Here is a 16003-nt window from a genome sequence, read left to right on the forward strand (position 1 = left end):
CCGTGCGCGCGTACGGCACCGCCGAGGACCCCGACGCCTACGGCCGGTGCTTCGCCGCCCGTGTGCTGCCGAACGTGCTGTCGTACACCGTGGGCACCCCCGCCTCCTACGGCTTCCTCCAGTGGAACGGCCGCGGTCTCACCGACAACGCTCCCGACGTCATGTTCTCCACGGCGCTCAACACCCCGCTCGGGCTCGCCATCGGCAAGGACTCGATCACCGCCAAACCGTCCCCGGTCCATCCCTACGTACCGATGGCCTGAGCACCATGCGGGCGGCCCGAGTGCTACGAGCCACCTGAGCATGCCCGCCGCGCCCCGGGACAGCCCTTAGGCTGTGATCATCATGACGGAGATCAGGACGCCCCGGGACGAGGCGGAGGCGCGCGCCGTGCAGGACGAGCTGCGCGGGTGCGTGGTGCTGGACGAGACCGGGCCGCCGGCCGGCACGGGACTGGTGACCGGTGTGGACGTGGCCTACGACGACGCGCGCGACACCGTCGCCGCCGCGGCCGTCGTGCTCGACGCCGCCACGCTCGCCGTGGTGGACGAGGCGACGGCCGTCGGCCGGGTCGCCTTCCCGTACGTTCCCGGCCTGCTGGCGTTCCGGGAGATTCCCACCGTCCTCGCCGCCCTCGACGCCCTCACCCGCGACCCCGGTCTTGTCGTCTGCGACGGCTACGGTCTGGCCCATCCGCGCCGCTTCGGTCTCGCGGCACATCTCGGCGTGCTCACCGGGCTCCCGGTGTTCGGTGTGGCGAAGAACCCCTTCGCCTTCTCGTACGAACAGCCGGGCGCCCGGCGCGGCGACTCCTCGCCGCTGCTGGCCGACGACGGCCAGGAGGTCGGCCGGGCACTGCGCACGCAGCCGGACGTCAAGCCGGTGTTCGTCTCGGTCGGCCACCGCGTCGACCTCGCCACCGCCTGCGCGCACACCCTGCGGCTGACGCCCGGCTTCCGCCTCCCCGAGTCCACCCGCAGGGCCGACGCCCTGTGCCGCCGGGCGCTGCGCGAGGCCACGGCGTAGTCGCCCGCGTCACCCGCACGCCGGTCTTCCGGCCGGCGGGTCCTCCCGGCGGGCCTTCCGGGCGGGCCTTTCCCGCGGGCCCACCGGTCGGCTCTCCCCGGTGTGCCGAGTCGCCCGCCGACCGGTAGAACGGGAGGGATCTCCAGGAGACGGCGGCCGACCAAGCGCTTGCTCGCCCCAGGGGTTGTGCGGAGTGCGGCACCTTCTTAGCATCACTGCTGTTACATCGGTTGTGTCACAGACTGGGGGCAGGATGGCAACGACGGGGAACGGCCCGCTGACCGGCGTACGCGTGGTCGAGCTGGCCGGAATCGGGCCGGCGCCGTTCGCCGCCATGACCCTCGCGGACCTCGGCGCCGATGTCGTACGGATCGACCGCCCGGGCGGGGCCGGCCTCGGTATCGATCCGGCCCATGATCTGACCAATCGCAACAAGCGCTCGGTACTGATCGACCTCAAGACCGAGGACGGCGCCGCGCGCGTACTCGATCTCGCCGAGCGCGCCGATGTGCTGATCGAGGGGTACCGTCCCGGGGTCGCCGAGCGCCTCGGTATCGGTCCCGAGGAGTGTCTCGGCCGCAATCCGCGCCTGGTGTACGGACGGATGACCGGCTGGGGCCAGGACGGCCCGCTCGCCGAGCGCGCGGGGCACGACATCGGGTACATCGCCGTCAGCGGCGCCCTCTCCATGATCGGGAAGGCCGACGAACCGCCGGCCCTTCCGGCGAATCTGCTCGGCGACTACGCGGGCGGTGCCCTCTATCTGGTCATCGGGGTGCTCGCGGCGCTCCAGCACGCCCGCACACCGGACGGTACGGGCCAGGTGGTGGACGCGGCGATCGTCGACGGGACCGCCCATCTGACGACCATGATCCACGCCATGATGGGCGCGGGCGGCTGGCAGGACCGGCGCGGAGCGAATCTGCTCGACGGCGGCAGCCCCTTCTACGGCTCGTACGAGACCGCCGACGGCGAGTACATGGCGGTCGGGCCGCTGGAGCAGCGCTTCTACAACGAGTTCGTCGAGCTGCTCGGGATCGCGGACGAGGTCCCCGCCCGTAAGGACTTCGCCCGCTGGGACGAGCTGCGGGACGCCGTCGCGGCCCGGTTCAGGACGAAGACACGCGCGCAGTGGACGGCGGTCTTCGAAGGGACCGACGCCTGTGTCGCTCCCGTGCTCTCGCTGCGCGAGGCTCCCGCCCATCCGCATCTCGTGGCCCGTGGCACCTTCGTCGACCGGGGAGGGCTCGTCCAGCCCGCGCCCGCGCCTCGTTTCTCCGTGACACCCGGCTCGGTTCGCCGCGGGCCCGCCGGGCCGGGCGCGGACACCGCCGAGATCGCCCGCGACTGGGGGCTGCCCGCTCTCGCCGGACCCGCGCTCGCGGAGCCCGCGGGCCCCGCGTCCTCGGATCCCGCGCCGTCGGGCTCCGCGCCCTCGGCCGCCGAGCCCTCGCCGCCCGCGCTCGCGAAGGAGGACAGTTGAGTCAGGCGTTGAAGGGGATCGGCGGCCGGCCGCCGACCCCCGGCGCCCGTCCCTGAACCGGCCGTGGTGTCCCTCATCCCAGCGAAAGGCAGTCGCCGTGAGTACCGAAGCGTATGTCTACGACGCGATCCGCACCCCGCGCGGTCGCGGCAAGGCCAATGGCGCCCTGCACGGCACCAAGCCCATCGATCTCGTCGTCGGACTGATCCATGAGATGCGCCGGCGGCTGCCCGGACTCGACCCGGAGGCGATCGACGACATCGTCCTCGGCGTGGTGAGCCCGCTCGGCGACCAGGGCTCGGACATCGCCCGTATCGCGGCCGTCGCCGCCGGACTGCCCGACAGCGTCGCCGGTGTACAGGAGAACCGCTTCTGCGCCTCCGGGCTCGAAGCCGTCAATCTCGCCGCGGCCAAGATCCGCTCCGGCTGGGAGGACCTGGTGCTCGCGGGCGGCGTCGAGTCGATGTCACGCGTACCGATGGGCTCCGACGGCGGTGCCTGGGCCATGGACCCGATGACCAGCTTCGCGACCGGCTTCGCACCGCAGGGCATCGGCGCCGATCTGATCGCCACCCTCGGCGGGTTCAGCAGGCGCGATGTGGACGAGTTCGCGGCGCTCTCCCAGGAACGGGCCGCCGCCGCGTGGAAGGAGGGCCGTTTCGACCGCTCGGTCGTACCGGTCCTCGACCGCAACGGACTCACCGTCCTGGACCGTGACGAGCATCTGCGCCCCGGCACCACCGCCGACTCGCTCGCCGCGCTGAAGCCGTCGTTCGCGACGATCGGTGACGTCGGCGGCTTCGACGCGGTCGTCCTCCAGAAGTACCACTGGGTCGAGAGGATCGACCACGTCCACCACGCGGGCAACTCCTCCGGCATCGTGGACGGCGCGGCGCTCGTCGCCATCGGCTCACGCGAGACCGGCGAGCGCTTCGGGCTCACCCCGCGCGCCAGGATCGTCTCCGCCGCGGTCTCCGGCTCCGAGCCCACGATCATGCTGACCGGGCCCGCTCCCGCGAGCCGCAAGGCCCTCGCCAAGGCCGGACTGACGATCGACGACATCGACCTGGTCGAGATCAACGAGGCGTTCGCCGCGGTCGTTCTGCGCTTCGTGGCGGAGATGGGACTGCCGCTGGAGAAGGTCAATGTGAACGGCGGGGCCATCGCGCTCGGCCATCCGCTGGGGGCCACCGGCGCCATGATCCTCGGCACGCTCGTCGACGAACTGGAGCGCCGGGACCAGCGGTACGGACTGGTCACGCTCTGTGTCGGCGGCGGCATGGGAGTCGCCACCGTGGTCGAGCGCGTCTGACCGTCTCCCCGCCGTCCGTCCCGGCCGGTGTGCACCGCCCGGCCGGCGGATCCGTCCCTCCGCCCTCTCCTCCTTCGTTCCCGTCCTCCCTTCGTCCCCGCCCTGGATTACGGAGCAGCAGCATGAGCGAGTCCACCCCGCAGGCGTCCTCGGCCATTCGCTGGGAACAGGACGGATCGGGCGTCGTCACCCTCGTCCTGGACGACCCGCGCCAGTCCGCCAACACCATGAACGAGACCTTCCGGCACTCCCTCGCGGCGATCGCCGAGCGCGCGGAGGCCGAGCGGGAGAGCATCCGCGGCATCATCGTCACCTCCGCCAAGAAGACCTTCTTCGCGGGCGGCGACCTCAAGGACATGATCAAGGTCGGCCCGGCCGACGCCCAGCGCGTCTTCGAGAGCGGCATGGCCGTCAAACACGCCCTGCGGCGCCTCGAAACGCTGGGCAGGCCCGTCGTCGCCGCCATCAACGGGACCGCGCTGGGCGGCGGTTACGAGATCGCCCTCGCCTGCCACCACCGGATCGCCCTCGACGCGCCGGGATCGAGGATCGGTCTGCCCGAGGTCACGCTCGGACTGCTCCCCGCGGCGGGCGGAGTCACCCGTACGGTACGGCTGCTGGGTGTCGCGGACGCGCTGCTCAAGGTGCTGCTCCAGGGCACCCAGTACTCCCCGCGGCGCGCGCTGGAGGCCGGGCTCGTCCATGAAGTCGCCGCCACCGCCGACGAGATGCTCGCGGCGGCCCGTGCCTTCATCGACGCCCGCCCCGAATCCGTACAGCCCTGGGACGTCAAGGGCTACCGCATTCCCGGTGGCACGCCGTCCAGCCCGCGCTTCGCCGCAAATCTGCCCGCCTTCCCCGCGAATCTCAAGAAGCAGCTCGCGGGCGCGCCCTTCCCGGCGCCGCGCAACATCCTCGCGGCGGCCGTCGAGGGCTCGCAGGTCGACTTCGAGACCGCGCAGACCGTGGAGGCCCGCTACTTCACCGAGCTGGTCACCGGGCAGACCGCCAAGAACATGATCCAGGCGTTCTTCTTCGACCTCCAGGCAGTCAACGCGGGCGCGAGCCGCCCGCAGGGCATTCCACCGCGCGAGGTCCGCAAGGTGGCGGTCCTCGGCGCCGGAATGATGGGCGCGGGCATCGCCTACTCCTGCGCCCGCGCCGGCCTGGACGTCGTCCTGAAGGATGTCTCGCAGGACGCCGCGGAGCGGGGCAAGGCGTACTCCGCGAAGCTGCTCGCCAAGGCGCTCTCCCGTGGCCGTACGACCGAGGAGCTGCGCGACGCGCTGCTCGCCCGGATCACACCGACCGCCGATCCCGCCGATCTCGCGGGATGTGACGCCGTGATCGAGGCGGTCTTCGAGGACCCGGCGCTCAAACGCAAGGTGTTCCAGGAGATCCAGGAGATCGTGCGGCCCGACGCGCTGCTCTGCTCCAACACCTCCACCCTGCCCATCACCCTGCTCGCCGAAGGCGTCGGCCGGCCCGCCGACTTCGTCGGACTGCACTTCTTCTCACCGGTCGACAAGATGCCGCTGGTCGAGATCGTCAGGGGCGGGCGGACGGGCGACGAGGCCCTCGCCCGCGCCTTCGACCTGGTGCGTACGATCAGGAAGACCCCGATCGTCGTCAACGACTCGCGCGGCTTCTTCACCTCCCGGGTGATCGGGCGGTTCATCAACGAGGGTGTCGCCATGATCGGCGAGGGCATCGAGCCCGCGTCGGTCGAACAGGCCGCCGCGCAGGCCGGCTATCCCGCCAAGGTGCTCTCCCTGATGGACGAGCTCACGCTCACCCTGCCGCGGAGGATCCGTGACGAGACCAGGCGCGCGGTGGAGGAGTCGGGAGGCGTCTGGACCGGGCATCCGGCGGACGCGGTCATCGACCGGATGGTGGACGAGTTCGGCCGTACGGGACGCGCGGGCGGCGCGGGCTTCTACGACTACGACGCGGACGGCCGGCGCGTCGGGCTCTGGCCGGGGCTGCGGGAGCACTTCGGGAAGGCGGACGCGCGGGTCCTGTTCACGGACATGCGGGAGCGGATGCTCTTCTCCGAGGCGCTCGACTCGGTGCGGTGTCTGGAGGAGAGCGTGCTCACGTCGGTCGCCGACGCCAATATCGGCTCGATCATGGGCATCGGCTTCCCGGCCTGGACGGGCGGGGTGCTCCAGTACATCAACGGCTACGAGGGCGGACTGCCCGGCTTCGTGGCGCGCGCCCGCGAGCTGGCGGACCGGTACGGGGAGCGGTTCGAGCCGCCCGCGCTGCTGGTGAAGAAGGCGGAGAGGGGCGAGACCTTCAGCGACGGATGAGACGTCCGGCGACGGATGCGATCGTCGGTGACGGATGGGACCTTCGGCGACGGGCGGGAGTGGGCACCGGTCAGGGACGTGCGGGCCGGGCCGGCCATGTACTCACTCCGCCTCCGCCTGGAACGCGGCCCGCAGCTCCTGCTTCAGCGACCGCTGGAACGCCGTCACCAGCGCCTGCACCACCAGCGGCTCCATGGGGGCGGACAGCGGCCTCACCGCCGCGATCCGCTCCGGGCCGGACGCCTCCCGGCCGTACGGGGGCGACACCTCGTCCCGGAACATCCGCGTCAGCTTGCGTGCCGCCTCCCGGGTGTGCTCCAGCAGGACGGTGCGGGCCGCGAGGATCGTCTCCCGTGTGAGGGGCAGGTCGAGCAGCTCGACGCAGAGCCGCAGCAGCGCCGGATCCAGCCGGTAGGTGTCCGGGCCGTCCGCGCGGGCCAGCGCGCCCATCGCGGCGAGCCGGTCGATGTCGTCCTCCGTCAGCGCCCGCCCCGCCCTGCTCTCCAGCTCCGCCCGGGTCGCGTCCTCGGGCGAATCCGGCGCCCAGGAGGCGACCAGCGCCCGGTGGATCGCCAGATCGCGTGCGCTGAGATCGGGCGGCAACTGCTCCAGATGGCGTTCGATCGCGGCGAGCGTCATGCCCTGGCGCTGAAGCTCCTCGATCAGCGCCAGCCGGGACAGGTGCTCGGGCCCGTAGTGGCCGACCCTGCGTGCCCCGATGACCGGCGGCGGAAGCAGCCCGCGGCTGCTGTAGAACCGTACGGTACGCACCGTGACGCCGGCCCGCGCGGCGAGGTCGTCGACCGTGAACGTCGGTCTCTCGGTCCCGGTGGCCATGGACCGCACCTCGCTTCCGGCTGCCATGGGTCGACAGATCGACTCGGTGGGACTCGGTGGAACAGTATCGCTGTGCCATCACCGTTGTGAAAGTGGTGCCGCGCGCCTGAGCGGGAAGAGCCCCGCCCGGCGCGAACGGCCGGACGGGGCTCTCGGGTGCCGGAGGGGCTCCCAGGGGTCAGAACTGCGTCACGAAGTACGGGCTGATCGTCATCCAGCCGTTGCCCCGGGCGCCGTTGAGGCGGCCGGAGGAGCTCTGGCTCAGGGTGTACCAGGAGTCCACGTAGTCGGGGTCGTTGGTCCACCAGGAGGTCGGGATGGCGTCGAGGATGGCGTTGACGAGGGGGATGTAGGCACCCTGGTCGGTGATGGTGAGCAGGATGTCCGCGATGGCCTTGGCGAGGGCCTGGTAGTTGGTGTCGCCGTCGTCCTCCATCATCACGACATCGGCGAGGTTGTACTTGTAGGACGACCAGTTGACGAGAATCTGGTTGGGGTAATAGGTGGTGCCGTCGTTGTCCAGATACGGCATGGTGACCGTGTCGACGCGGACCTTGCCGTCGAATCCGAAGCCGCTGACGATCGAGAAGACCTCGGCGTCGCCCGAGATCCAGGGCTCCTCGTCGCTGGACAGGTGGACGGCGTCGACGCGGGAGGTCCAGAAGCCGGCCGCCGCGGCGCGGTTCCGTGAGCCCTCGGTCGCCTTGGACGCCTCGGTGGCCTCGGCGGAGGACAGGCCGTGCTTGGCGAGTTCCTTGTCCACGACGCCCAGGCCCGCGGCCATGGCCTTGGTGACGTCGATGTCGACGACGTAGACGGGCCGGTCCGGGGTCGTCCGCGCGTCCAGCGTGTGCGCCCGGCCGCGGCTGTCGTACGCGGTGATCGTCTCGGCGTCGTCGTCGGTACCGGCCGCGGCGACCAGCGGGAGCGTACCCGCCGTCAGCGCGCCGCGCATGGAGTCCGCGGCCAGCCGCAGCCGCAGCAGCGAACCGGTGTCGGCGCCCAGCCCCTTGGCGGCGGCGATGCGCCGGTCGCCCTCGGCGACCGTGGACGTGAGGGCCTTTCCGGCCTTCGCCGTGGCCCGGCCGGTCAGCGCGCTCAGATCGACCTGGTCCGAGGCGAGGGCCGCCGAGCGTATCTGCGCCCGCCATCTCTGGTCGCCGAGCGAGGTGGCGACGGCACGGGCGGTCCGGTCCTCGACCCGCTCGACCGCCGAGACGGGCGCGGTGCCGGACGGGCTCGGCTGCGAGGCTCCCGCGATCGGGGACGCCACGCCCTGGAGGGCGGCGACGGTGACGGCGGAGAGGGCGAGAGCGGTGGCATGGCGGCGTGTGAAACGCGTGCTCAAGGGTTCCTCCTGGAGGCGTGCCGCGACCGTCTGCGACGGGCGGCGGTTGGGGGGAAGCGTTCAGGACGGAGCCGGATCTATGCGGGTAGATTCCGCTGGGAAAAGCATGTCCGTAGCATGCCAATAACGCAAGGACTCCCCGCCTCGCGGTCCGGAACGCCGCATGGCCGGGCCGGATCGCGCGCCCCGGGGGCCGGGACGGCACGGGCCGGCCGGTCACCGAGGGCCTCGCTCACGGTCGTCGCGTCCCGTGCGAACCGTTCCTCGACGCCGTATCACGGTCGGCCGCCCGCGTTCTCCAACTCCTGCCGGAGGGCTTGCCCCCCGCCCGCCGTGCTTCGTCAAGACTCGAACGCACAACGCTGCCGATCACCCATCAACTGCCGTACGTGTCAGATGTATTGACACCTCTGTTTCAGGAGTTTTACGTTTCAGGATATCTGAGAGCGCTCTCGGACGCCCTTTCCCCCCATGTCTTCGAGGTGCCGTCCATGTCCGTCTCCCGTGCCAGACCCCTCTCCGCGCTGCTCCTGGTCACCGCCCTGGCCGCCGTCAGCCTGGGTCCCGCCGCCGGCCCGGCGATGGCCGCCAACGTCCCTGTGGGTTCGGGGAGTTACTCGGACACCCGGCCCGCCGGCACGGCGGGCCCCACGACCAACACCGGCACGCCGGTCACGCCCAAGCTGACCGAGGCCGCCAGGAACAGGCCCGTGCCCACGAACGACTGGTGGACCTCGCTGGCCTACCAGCGGTACGGCGACAATCCGTACTCCACCCCGATGTACGGCCACCCGCTCACCTATCAGGCGACCGCGGGCGGTCTCCAGGTCGGCTATCCGACCGCTCCGACGGTCAGCGGCGACGGCCGTCAGTACGAGTACGCGCACAAGGCCGATCTCACGCTCGGTCTGACCGGGCTCAACTCGCCCGACACCAAGGCCGACAACTGGTCGGACTGGACCGTCACGCCGTACTGGTCGGACGGCGCCCGCACCCTGCGGACCACCATCGGCCACGGCCTGCCCTTCGTCTACGCCAAGGGCACCGGCGGCGACGCGCGCGTCACCACCGCCGCCGCGCCCCAGGTCTTCGCCGACCAGGGCAATGTCCTCGGCATCACCGTCGCGGGACACCACTACGCCCTGTTCGCGCCGACCGGCAGCGACTGGACGATAGCGGGATCCACGCTCACCGCCGGGCTCGGCGGACGTGACTACTTCTCCCTCGCGGTCCTGCCCTCCACGGACGCGCTGGCCACCTACCGCAAGTACGCGTACAGCTTCGTGACCGGCTCGAAGGTGAGCTGGAGCGCCGACGGCGGCACGGTCAGGGCGACCTACAGCCTGACCACCGCGCCGCAGGAGGGTACCGAGACCGGTACGCTCCAGGCCCTCTACCGGCACCAGTGGCTCCACACGACCGACGCGCTGACCCCGTACACCTATGTCTCGCCGCGCGGCACGATGAAGGTCCGCGAGGGCACCTCCTTCACCACCAGCCAGCAGTCGGCCGGGGTGCTGCCCGCACTGCCGAGGTCCGGCGGCGTCGACCAGGCACGGCTGCGGGGCCATCTGAACGAGGTGGCGAACGCGGCCGATCCGTTCTCCGGCGCGGTCGACACCTACTGGACCGGCAAGGCGCTGGGCAAGCTCGCCCAACTGGTGCCCATCGCCGACCAGATCGGTGAGACCGCCACCCGTGACAAGCTGGTCGGACTGCTCAAGGGCCGGCTGGAGCAGTGGTTCACGGCGGGCGGCGCGAACGAGTTCTCGTACGACAGGAACTGGAAGACGCTGACCGGCTATCCCGCGTCCTACGGCAGTGACACGGAGCTCAACGACCACCACTTCCACTACAGTTACTACGTCTACGCGGCGGCGGTCGTCGCCCAGTACGACCAGGCGTGGGCCGCCGACTCCGCCTGGGGCGGCATGGTGAAGACACTCGTCCGCGACGCCGCCAACCCCAGCCGCGACGACACCGCGTTCCCCTTCCTGCGCGGCTTCGACGTGTACGCGGGACACAGCTGGGCCTCGGGACACCAGGGCTTCGCCGCGGGCAACAACCAGGAGTCCTCGTCGGAGTCCACCAACCTCAGCGCCGCACTGGTCCTGTGGGGCTCCGCGACCGGGAACGCCCAGCTGCGTGATCTGGGAAGCTACTTGCTGACCACCGAGTCCGAGGCGATCGGCCAGTACTGGTTCGACGCCGACCAGCAGGTCTTCCCGTCCTCGTTCGGGCACGACACGGTCGGCATGGTGTGGGGCAGCGGCGGCGCGTACTCCACCTGGTGGACCGCGAATCCGGAGGAGATCCACGGCATCAACGCCCTGCCGCTGACCGGTGGTTCACTCCATCTCAGCCGGAAGAAGGACGCGATCAGGCGCAATCTCGCGGAGCTGGTGCGCGAGAACGGCGGCCCCGCCGTCGAATGGCGTGACATTCTCTGGGAGTTCGAGGCCCTCGCCGATCCGGTGGCGGCCAAGGCCAAGTGGGACGCGGGCAACGCGGGCTACACACCCGAGGCGGGCGAGTCCAGGGCCCATACGTACCACTGGATCACCACACTGAACACGCTGGGCGCTCCCGACGCGACGGTGACCGGCTCGATCCCGACCTCCGCCGTCTTCGCCAAGGGCGGGGTACGGACGTACGCGGCGCACAACTTCGACTCGGTGGCGCGCACGGTCACCTTCTCGGACGGTACGACGCTGAGCGTGCCGGCGCGTTCGACGGCGACCAGATAGCGGCACCTCTCGCGGCCCGCACACGGCCCGCGAGACACGGCCCCTGACGGACGGCGGGTCTCTGCTCAGGCCGAGGCCCGCCGTACCAGTCTGGTCGGGGTGATCACCGAGGCCGGTGCCGGGGCGCCCTCGCGGTCCCGGTCCAGACCGCGCAGCAACAGCCGCGCCATCAGCCGGCCCTGTCCCTCTATGTCCTGCTGGACGGTGGTCAGCGGCGGATCGGTGGCCTCCGCGACCGAGTCCATGTCGTCGAAACCGACCAGCGCCACATCGTCGGGCACCGCGCGGCCCCGCTCCTTGAGCACCAGCAGCGCGCCCGAGGCCATCAGATCGTTGGCGGCGAACACCGCGTCCAGATCGGGGGACCGCTCCAGCAGCTCCGCCATCGCGCGGGCGCCGCTCTCCACGGTGAACCCGCCCTCGGCGATCAGCCTCGGATCCGCGTCCAGCAGCACATCGTGGTAGCCGTCCAGCCGGTCGACGGCCGAGGTCTGGTCGCGCGGGCCCGCGATGTGCGCGATCCGCCGCCGGCCGAGGTCCCGCAGATACTGGACGGCCGCGCGGGCGCCGCCGCGGTTGTCCGCGTCCACATACGGCACGGCCTGATGGTCCCGCGCCGCCGTCCAGCTCGGCCGGCCTCCGTACACCGTCGGCATCCCGGCCCGCCGGGTGATCTCGGGGATCGGATCGTCGGTGTGCAGCGAGAAGGCGAGCGCGCCGTCGACATGGCCGCCCGCCAGATAGCGGGCGATCCGGTCGTAGTCGCCGGGACCTTCGAGCAGGAGCAGCACCAACTGGGTGTCGTGCTCGGTCAGTTCCTTGCTGATACCGCGGATCTGCTGGGAGAAGAACGGATCCGAGAAGATGCGGATCTCCGGCTCGGCGATGATCACGGCGACCGCGCCGGTGCGCCGGGTCACCAGGGTGCGGGCCGCGTGGTTCGGTACGTATCCCAGCTCGTCGACCGCCCGGCGCACCTTGTCGACCAGCGGCTGCCGGACGCCCGCGCCGCCGTTGACGACCCGCGAGGCCGTGGCCCGGGAGACACCGGCGCGCGCGGCGACGGCTTCCAGCGTGGGACGGAACCCAGGGGACGGCTCGGGCAAGGCGTGCGCTCCTCGTCGGGGACGGATACGGCTGACTGGTGCCGGTACGGGCGTACAGGACCTGGTGGCCGCCGGTACGGTCCGGACAGGACCGATACGGCGGTACCGTACGGCAGCGCCGCATACATGGGCGAGACGGGCTCCCGGACAGCTACAGCCTAACTGTTGCGGGCAGCGGGATGAGAGCGCTTCCAAGGCGTCCCATCAGCGAAGTCCCGGCGGATCCGTCCGCCCGGAGGGCACGCCCAAGGCCCCTGACGCCCTGTGGACGCCGCACAAATCGCGCCCGTCCGGGCGCCCCGCGGACGTATACGATCGGCGCGCCCGTCCACGCCCATGGCCCCTCGGTCCGTCGACTGCCCTCTTTTGCACGGGAGTTCACCGGGGTACCTTCCGCCCCATGGAGATCCGTGCGCGGCGAGCCCGCTGGTCGTACAGAACCCTGGTCGCGGCGGCCTCCGCCGCTCTCCTCGGGGTGCTTCTCACCCCGACAGGGGCGCTGGGCGCACAGTCCGCCCCGGAACCCGGACAGGGCCCGGGGGGACCACCACGGGTGAAGGAGAGCCGGCCCGTCTACTCGTACGACGACGCCATCCGGGAGTCCGTCTGGGTGGACACCGGCGTCGACGGTGACGAGGACGGCAGGACCGACCGGGTCGCCGTCGATGTCATCCGGCCGAGCGAGCCCGCCGCGCGAGGCAGCCGGGTTCCCGTGATCATGGACGCGAGCCCGTACTACTCCTGCTGCGGACGCGGCAACGAGAGCCGGCGGAAGACCTATGACGCGGACGGCAGGCCGGTCGGCTTCCCGCTGTACTACGACAACTACTTCGTACCGCGCGGCTACGCCTTCGCCGCCGTCGATCTCGCGGGCACCAACCGCTCCGACGGCTGTGTCGATGTCGGCGGACGCTCCGACATCCAGTCGGCCAAGGCCGTGGTCGACTGGCTGAACGGCCGCGCCCGCGGCTACGGCAGCCGCACCGGCACCGAGCGCGTACGGGCCGACTGGACCACCGGCGCCACCGGCATGATCGGCAAGAGCTACGACGGCACCATCGCCAACGGAGTCGCGGCCACCGGCGTCGAGGGACTGGAGACCATCGTCCCGATCAGCGCGATCTCCTCCTGGTACGACTACTACTTCCAGCAGGGCACGCCGCTCTACGACTCGGGCCCCGAGTGGCTCTCGGACCATGTCGAGAGCCCCGAGGCCCGGGCCCGCTGCCAGGCGGTGCAGCAGCGGCTGATCGACGAGGCACCGCGCACCGGCGACTGGACCGGCCTGTGGAACGAGCGCGACTATGTGCGGAACGCACACAAGGTCCGGGCCAGTGTTTTCGCCATCCATGGCGCACAGGACCTCAACGTGCGCACCAAACACCTCGGACAGTGGTGGGACGCGCTCGCCGACGCGGGCGTGGAGCGCAAGATCTGGCTCTCCCAGACCGGCCATGTCGATCCGTTCGACTTCCGCCGCGCCACCTGGGTCACCACCCTGCACCGCTGGTTCGACCACTATCTCCTCGGCTACGAGAACGGCGTCGACCGCGAGCCCATGGCGGACATCGAGCGCGCTCCCGACCAGTGGTCCACCGACCGTGTCTGGCCGCCGCGCACCACCGGGACCACCACGCTGCGTCCCGACACCGGCGCCGTCGCCGGAGTCGGCACCCTGGGCCGTACACCCGCGAGGCCCGGCACCACCGAGACCTTCACCGACGACCCGCGGCAGGGCGAGACCGACTGGGCGGCCGAGGCCGACCTGCCGACCTCGGCCAAGTCCGGCTTCATCACCCGGCCGCTCGGCCGTGATCTGCGGCTGTCCGGCTCCGGCACGGTCACCGTCACCGCCACTCCGTCCACCTCGACGGCCCATCTCTCGGCGGTCCTCGTCGACCTCGGCCCCGGCACCATCCGGGACTACGCCGCGTCGGGCGAAGGCATCACCACCCTGACCGAACGCACCTGCTGGGGCCCGAGCACCACCGCCGACAGCTCCTGCTACCGGGAGACCGCCGCGAGGACGGCCGATGTCGCCCACACCGTCTTCAGCCGGGGCTGGGCCGATCTCGGCACCCACGCCTCGGCCGGCCACGGCCGCCCGCTCACGCCCGGCAGGCCGTACACCCTCACGGTCGAGCTCGCCGCGACCGACCATGTCGTCCCCGCCGGACACCGGCTCGCCCTGATCGTCGCCGGTACCGACCAGGGCCTCATCGATCCGCCGTCCACCACTCCCATGCTCACCCTCGATCTGGCCAGGACATCCGCCGGACTGCCGCTCGTCGGCGGCGCGGCGGCCTTCGCCCGCGCCACCACCGGCGCCGTCCCGCCGCACAGCGCACCCCGCGAGTCCCGTCACCACGGCGTGGCCGAGCCGCGCCGGATTCCGCCGATCCCGGGAGACAGCAGCCGATGACCCGACCACGCGCCACAACTCCCCGTACACGAGGGCTCGTTCTGGCGATCACCGCCACCGCCCTCGTCACCTCGCTGGCCGCCGTTCCCGCCCAGGCCACCAGCACCTCGCCCGCGCCGCCGCGTACCGGATTCGAGACGAACGGCGGAGCCGACTGGACCAGCCGGCCGCAGGAGCAGGAGTTCCTGACCGCCGTCGACCGGGGGAGCGAGCGCGCCACGCTCGCCACCATCGGGACCACGAAAGAGGGACGCCCGCTCCAGCTCGTCCGGATCGGTGCCCGGCACACGGCCACCACCGTGCTGCTCGTGTGCAGCCAGCACGGTGACGAACCGTCGGGCCGCGAGGCGTGTCTGACCACGGTCCGCGATCTCGCCTACACCAAGGACCGCGACACCCTGCGCTTCCTGGCCCGTACGAGCGTCCTCGTCGTCCCCACCGCCAACCCGGACGGACGGGCCGCCGACACCCGGGGCAACTCCGACGGCGTCGACATCAACCGCGACCACATCGCGCTCAGGACGGCCGAGGGCCGCGCCCTGGCCGCCCTCATCCGTGACGAGCGCCCCGACGTCATCTACGACCTGCACGAGTACGGCGCCACTCCGCCGTACTACGACAAGGACCTGTTCGATCTCTGGCCGCGCAACCTCAACACCGCGACCGCCGTCCACGACGAGTCGAAAGCGCTCTCGGAGCGCTATGTACGGCCCGCCGCGCGCGCGGCGGGCCACACCATCGGCACCTACGGCATCTGGACCGATCCGGTGACCGACGAGCCCATCCGGCAGACCGCCGGTGACGGCCAGGAGCGCATCCTGCGCAACGCGGCCGGGGTCAAACACTCGCTCGGCCTGCTCATCGAGAGCCGGGTCAACGCGCTCACGGACGCCGAGAAGGCCGATCCCGCGCTGAACCACCGGCGTCGGGTGGCCAGCCAGCTCGACTCGCTGAAGGGGCTGTTCACCTTCACCGACGAGCGCAGAGGAGCGATCGTGAGCGCCACGGCCACCGCGAGGCTGGCCGGACTGAAGGACCGCGGCCCGGTCCATCTCGGCGGCGCCGACAACGAACCGGCGACGCCCGAGCAGATCATCCAGGACCCGCCGTGCGGCTACCGCCTCGACGCGGCGCAGTACGCCGACGTCAAGGACGAACTGGCCCTCCACGGTGTGCTGTCACTGCCGCTCGGGAAGGGAGCCTTCGTACCACTGCGTCAGTCGCAGCGGAATCTGGTCCCGCTGCTCCTGGACGAGCGGGCCACCTACCACCTGACCGCCGCGACGCCCGCCGACTGCTGATCGCCTTTCAGCCCAGCGCCAGCCGGGCGGCGTCCCGCGCGCAGCCCCAGGCCACGGTGACTCCCGCGCCGCCGTGTCCGTAGTTGTGCACCAGCCGCGCGCCCCCGGG

The 16003-nt window shown here is 71.5% G+C and carries 10 protein-coding genes and 2 pseudogenes; 8 read left to right on the top strand and 4 right to left on the bottom strand.

Features of this window, described 5'->3' with window-relative positions; all coding sequences use genetic code 11:
* The 5 genes and pseudogenes from BFF77_RS20775 to BFF77_RS20795 all read left to right on the top strand — a co-directional run.
* Positions 1-263: pseudogene (locus tag BFF77_RS20775) on the top strand (DUF4331 family protein); the annotation flags it as partial.
* An 82-nt stretch (positions 264-345) separates the two neighbouring features.
* On the top strand, positions 346-1026 hold the full coding sequence (locus tag BFF77_RS20780) for an endonuclease V (RefSeq protein WP_066952176.1): 681 nt from the start codon (positions 346-348) through the stop codon (positions 1024-1026).
* 253 nt (positions 1027-1279) lie between these two features.
* Entirely contained in the window at positions 1280-2509 is a 1230-nt protein-coding gene (locus BFF77_RS20785) for a CaiB/BaiF CoA transferase family protein (RefSeq protein WP_066952160.1), read from the top strand.
* A 97-nt stretch (positions 2510-2606) separates the two neighbouring features.
* Positions 2607-3821: an acetyl-CoA C-acetyltransferase gene (locus BFF77_RS20790; protein WP_066952162.1), complete on the top strand. Its 1215-nt coding sequence runs from the start codon at positions 2607-2609 to the stop codon at positions 3819-3821.
* Between the two features lie 122 nt (positions 3822-3943).
* Positions 3944-6133, top strand: coding sequence for a 3-hydroxyacyl-CoA dehydrogenase NAD-binding domain-containing protein (locus tag BFF77_RS20795; RefSeq protein ID WP_066952164.1), 2190 nt, complete (start codon positions 3944-3946; stop codon positions 6131-6133).
* 102 nt (positions 6134-6235) lie between these two features.
* Here BFF77_RS20795 and BFF77_RS20800 read toward each other — a convergent pair whose 3' ends face one another.
* Complete coding sequence (locus tag BFF77_RS20800) at positions 6236-6970, bottom strand: MerR family transcriptional regulator (RefSeq protein ID WP_066952166.1); 735 nt, start codon at positions 6968-6970, stop codon at positions 6236-6238.
* A 178-nt stretch (positions 6971-7148) separates the two neighbouring features.
* On the bottom strand, positions 7149-8318 hold the full coding sequence (locus tag BFF77_RS20805; protein WP_066952168.1) for a DUF3103 family protein: 1170 nt from the start codon (positions 8316-8318) through the stop codon (positions 7149-7151).
* 491 nt (positions 8319-8809) lie between these two features.
* Here BFF77_RS20805 and BFF77_RS20810 point away from each other — a divergent pair, with 491 nt between their 5' ends.
* Positions 8810-11065, top strand: coding sequence for a glycosyl hydrolase (locus tag BFF77_RS20810; protein ID WP_425424404.1), 2256 nt, complete (start codon positions 8810-8812; stop codon positions 11063-11065).
* Positions 11066-11130: 65 nt separating this feature from the next.
* Here the strand turns inward: BFF77_RS20810 and BFF77_RS20815 are convergent, their stop codons facing one another.
* The gene (locus BFF77_RS20815; protein WP_066952170.1) at positions 11131-12171 is read right to left on the bottom strand and encodes a LacI family DNA-binding transcriptional regulator; all 1041 of its coding nucleotides are present in this window, start codon (positions 12169-12171) and stop codon (positions 11131-11133) included.
* A 400-nt stretch (positions 12172-12571) separates the two neighbouring features.
* Here BFF77_RS20815 and BFF77_RS20820 point away from each other — a divergent pair, with 400 nt between their 5' ends.
* Together BFF77_RS20820 and BFF77_RS20825 are read left to right on the top strand one after the other, a co-directional pair.
* The gene (locus tag BFF77_RS20820; protein WP_066952172.1) at positions 12572-14593 is read left to right on the top strand and encodes a Xaa-Pro dipeptidyl-peptidase; all 2022 of its coding nucleotides are present in this window, start codon (positions 12572-12574) and stop codon (positions 14591-14593) included.
* Positions 14590-15894, top strand: coding sequence for a M14 family metallopeptidase (locus BFF77_RS20825; protein WP_066952174.1), 1305 nt, complete (start codon positions 14590-14592; stop codon positions 15892-15894). The genes BFF77_RS20820 and BFF77_RS20825 overlap by 4 nt, the downstream gene beginning before the upstream one ends.
* A 7-nt stretch (positions 15895-15901) precedes the next feature.
* On the opposite strand, the pseudogene BFF77_RS36990 reads toward BFF77_RS20825, so the two are convergent.
* Positions 15902-16003 (bottom strand): annotated as a pseudogene (locus BFF77_RS36990) (amino acid oxidase); the annotation flags it as partial.

This window comes from Streptomyces lushanensis, assembly GCF_001700515.1.
GTDB classification, from domain to species: Bacteria; Actinomycetota; Actinomycetes; order Streptomycetales; family Streptomycetaceae; genus Streptomyces; species Streptomyces lushanensis.

Coding starts and splice junctions, on each gene's coding strand:
- BFF77_RS20780 (WP_066952176.1), top strand. CDS start 346: ATGACGGAGATCAGGACGCCCCGGGACGAGGCGGAGGCGCGCGCCGTG.
- BFF77_RS20785 (WP_066952160.1), top strand. CDS start 1,280: ATGGCAACGACGGGGAACGGCCCGCTGACCGGCGTACGCGTGGTCGAG.
- BFF77_RS20795 (WP_066952164.1), top strand. CDS start 3,944: ATGAGCGAGTCCACCCCGCAGGCGTCCTCGGCCATTCGCTGGGAACAG.
- BFF77_RS20800 (WP_066952166.1), bottom strand. CDS start 6,970: ATGGCCACCGGGACCGAGAGACCGACGTTCACGGTCGACGACCTCGCC.
- BFF77_RS20810 (WP_425424404.1), top strand. CDS start 8,810: ATGTCCGTCTCCCGTGCCAGACCCCTCTCCGCGCTGCTCCTGGTCACC.
- BFF77_RS20820 (WP_066952172.1), top strand. CDS start 12,572: ATGGAGATCCGTGCGCGGCGAGCCCGCTGGTCGTACAGAACCCTGGTC.
- BFF77_RS20825 (WP_066952174.1), top strand. CDS start 14,590: ATGACCCGACCACGCGCCACAACTCCCCGTACACGAGGGCTCGTTCTG.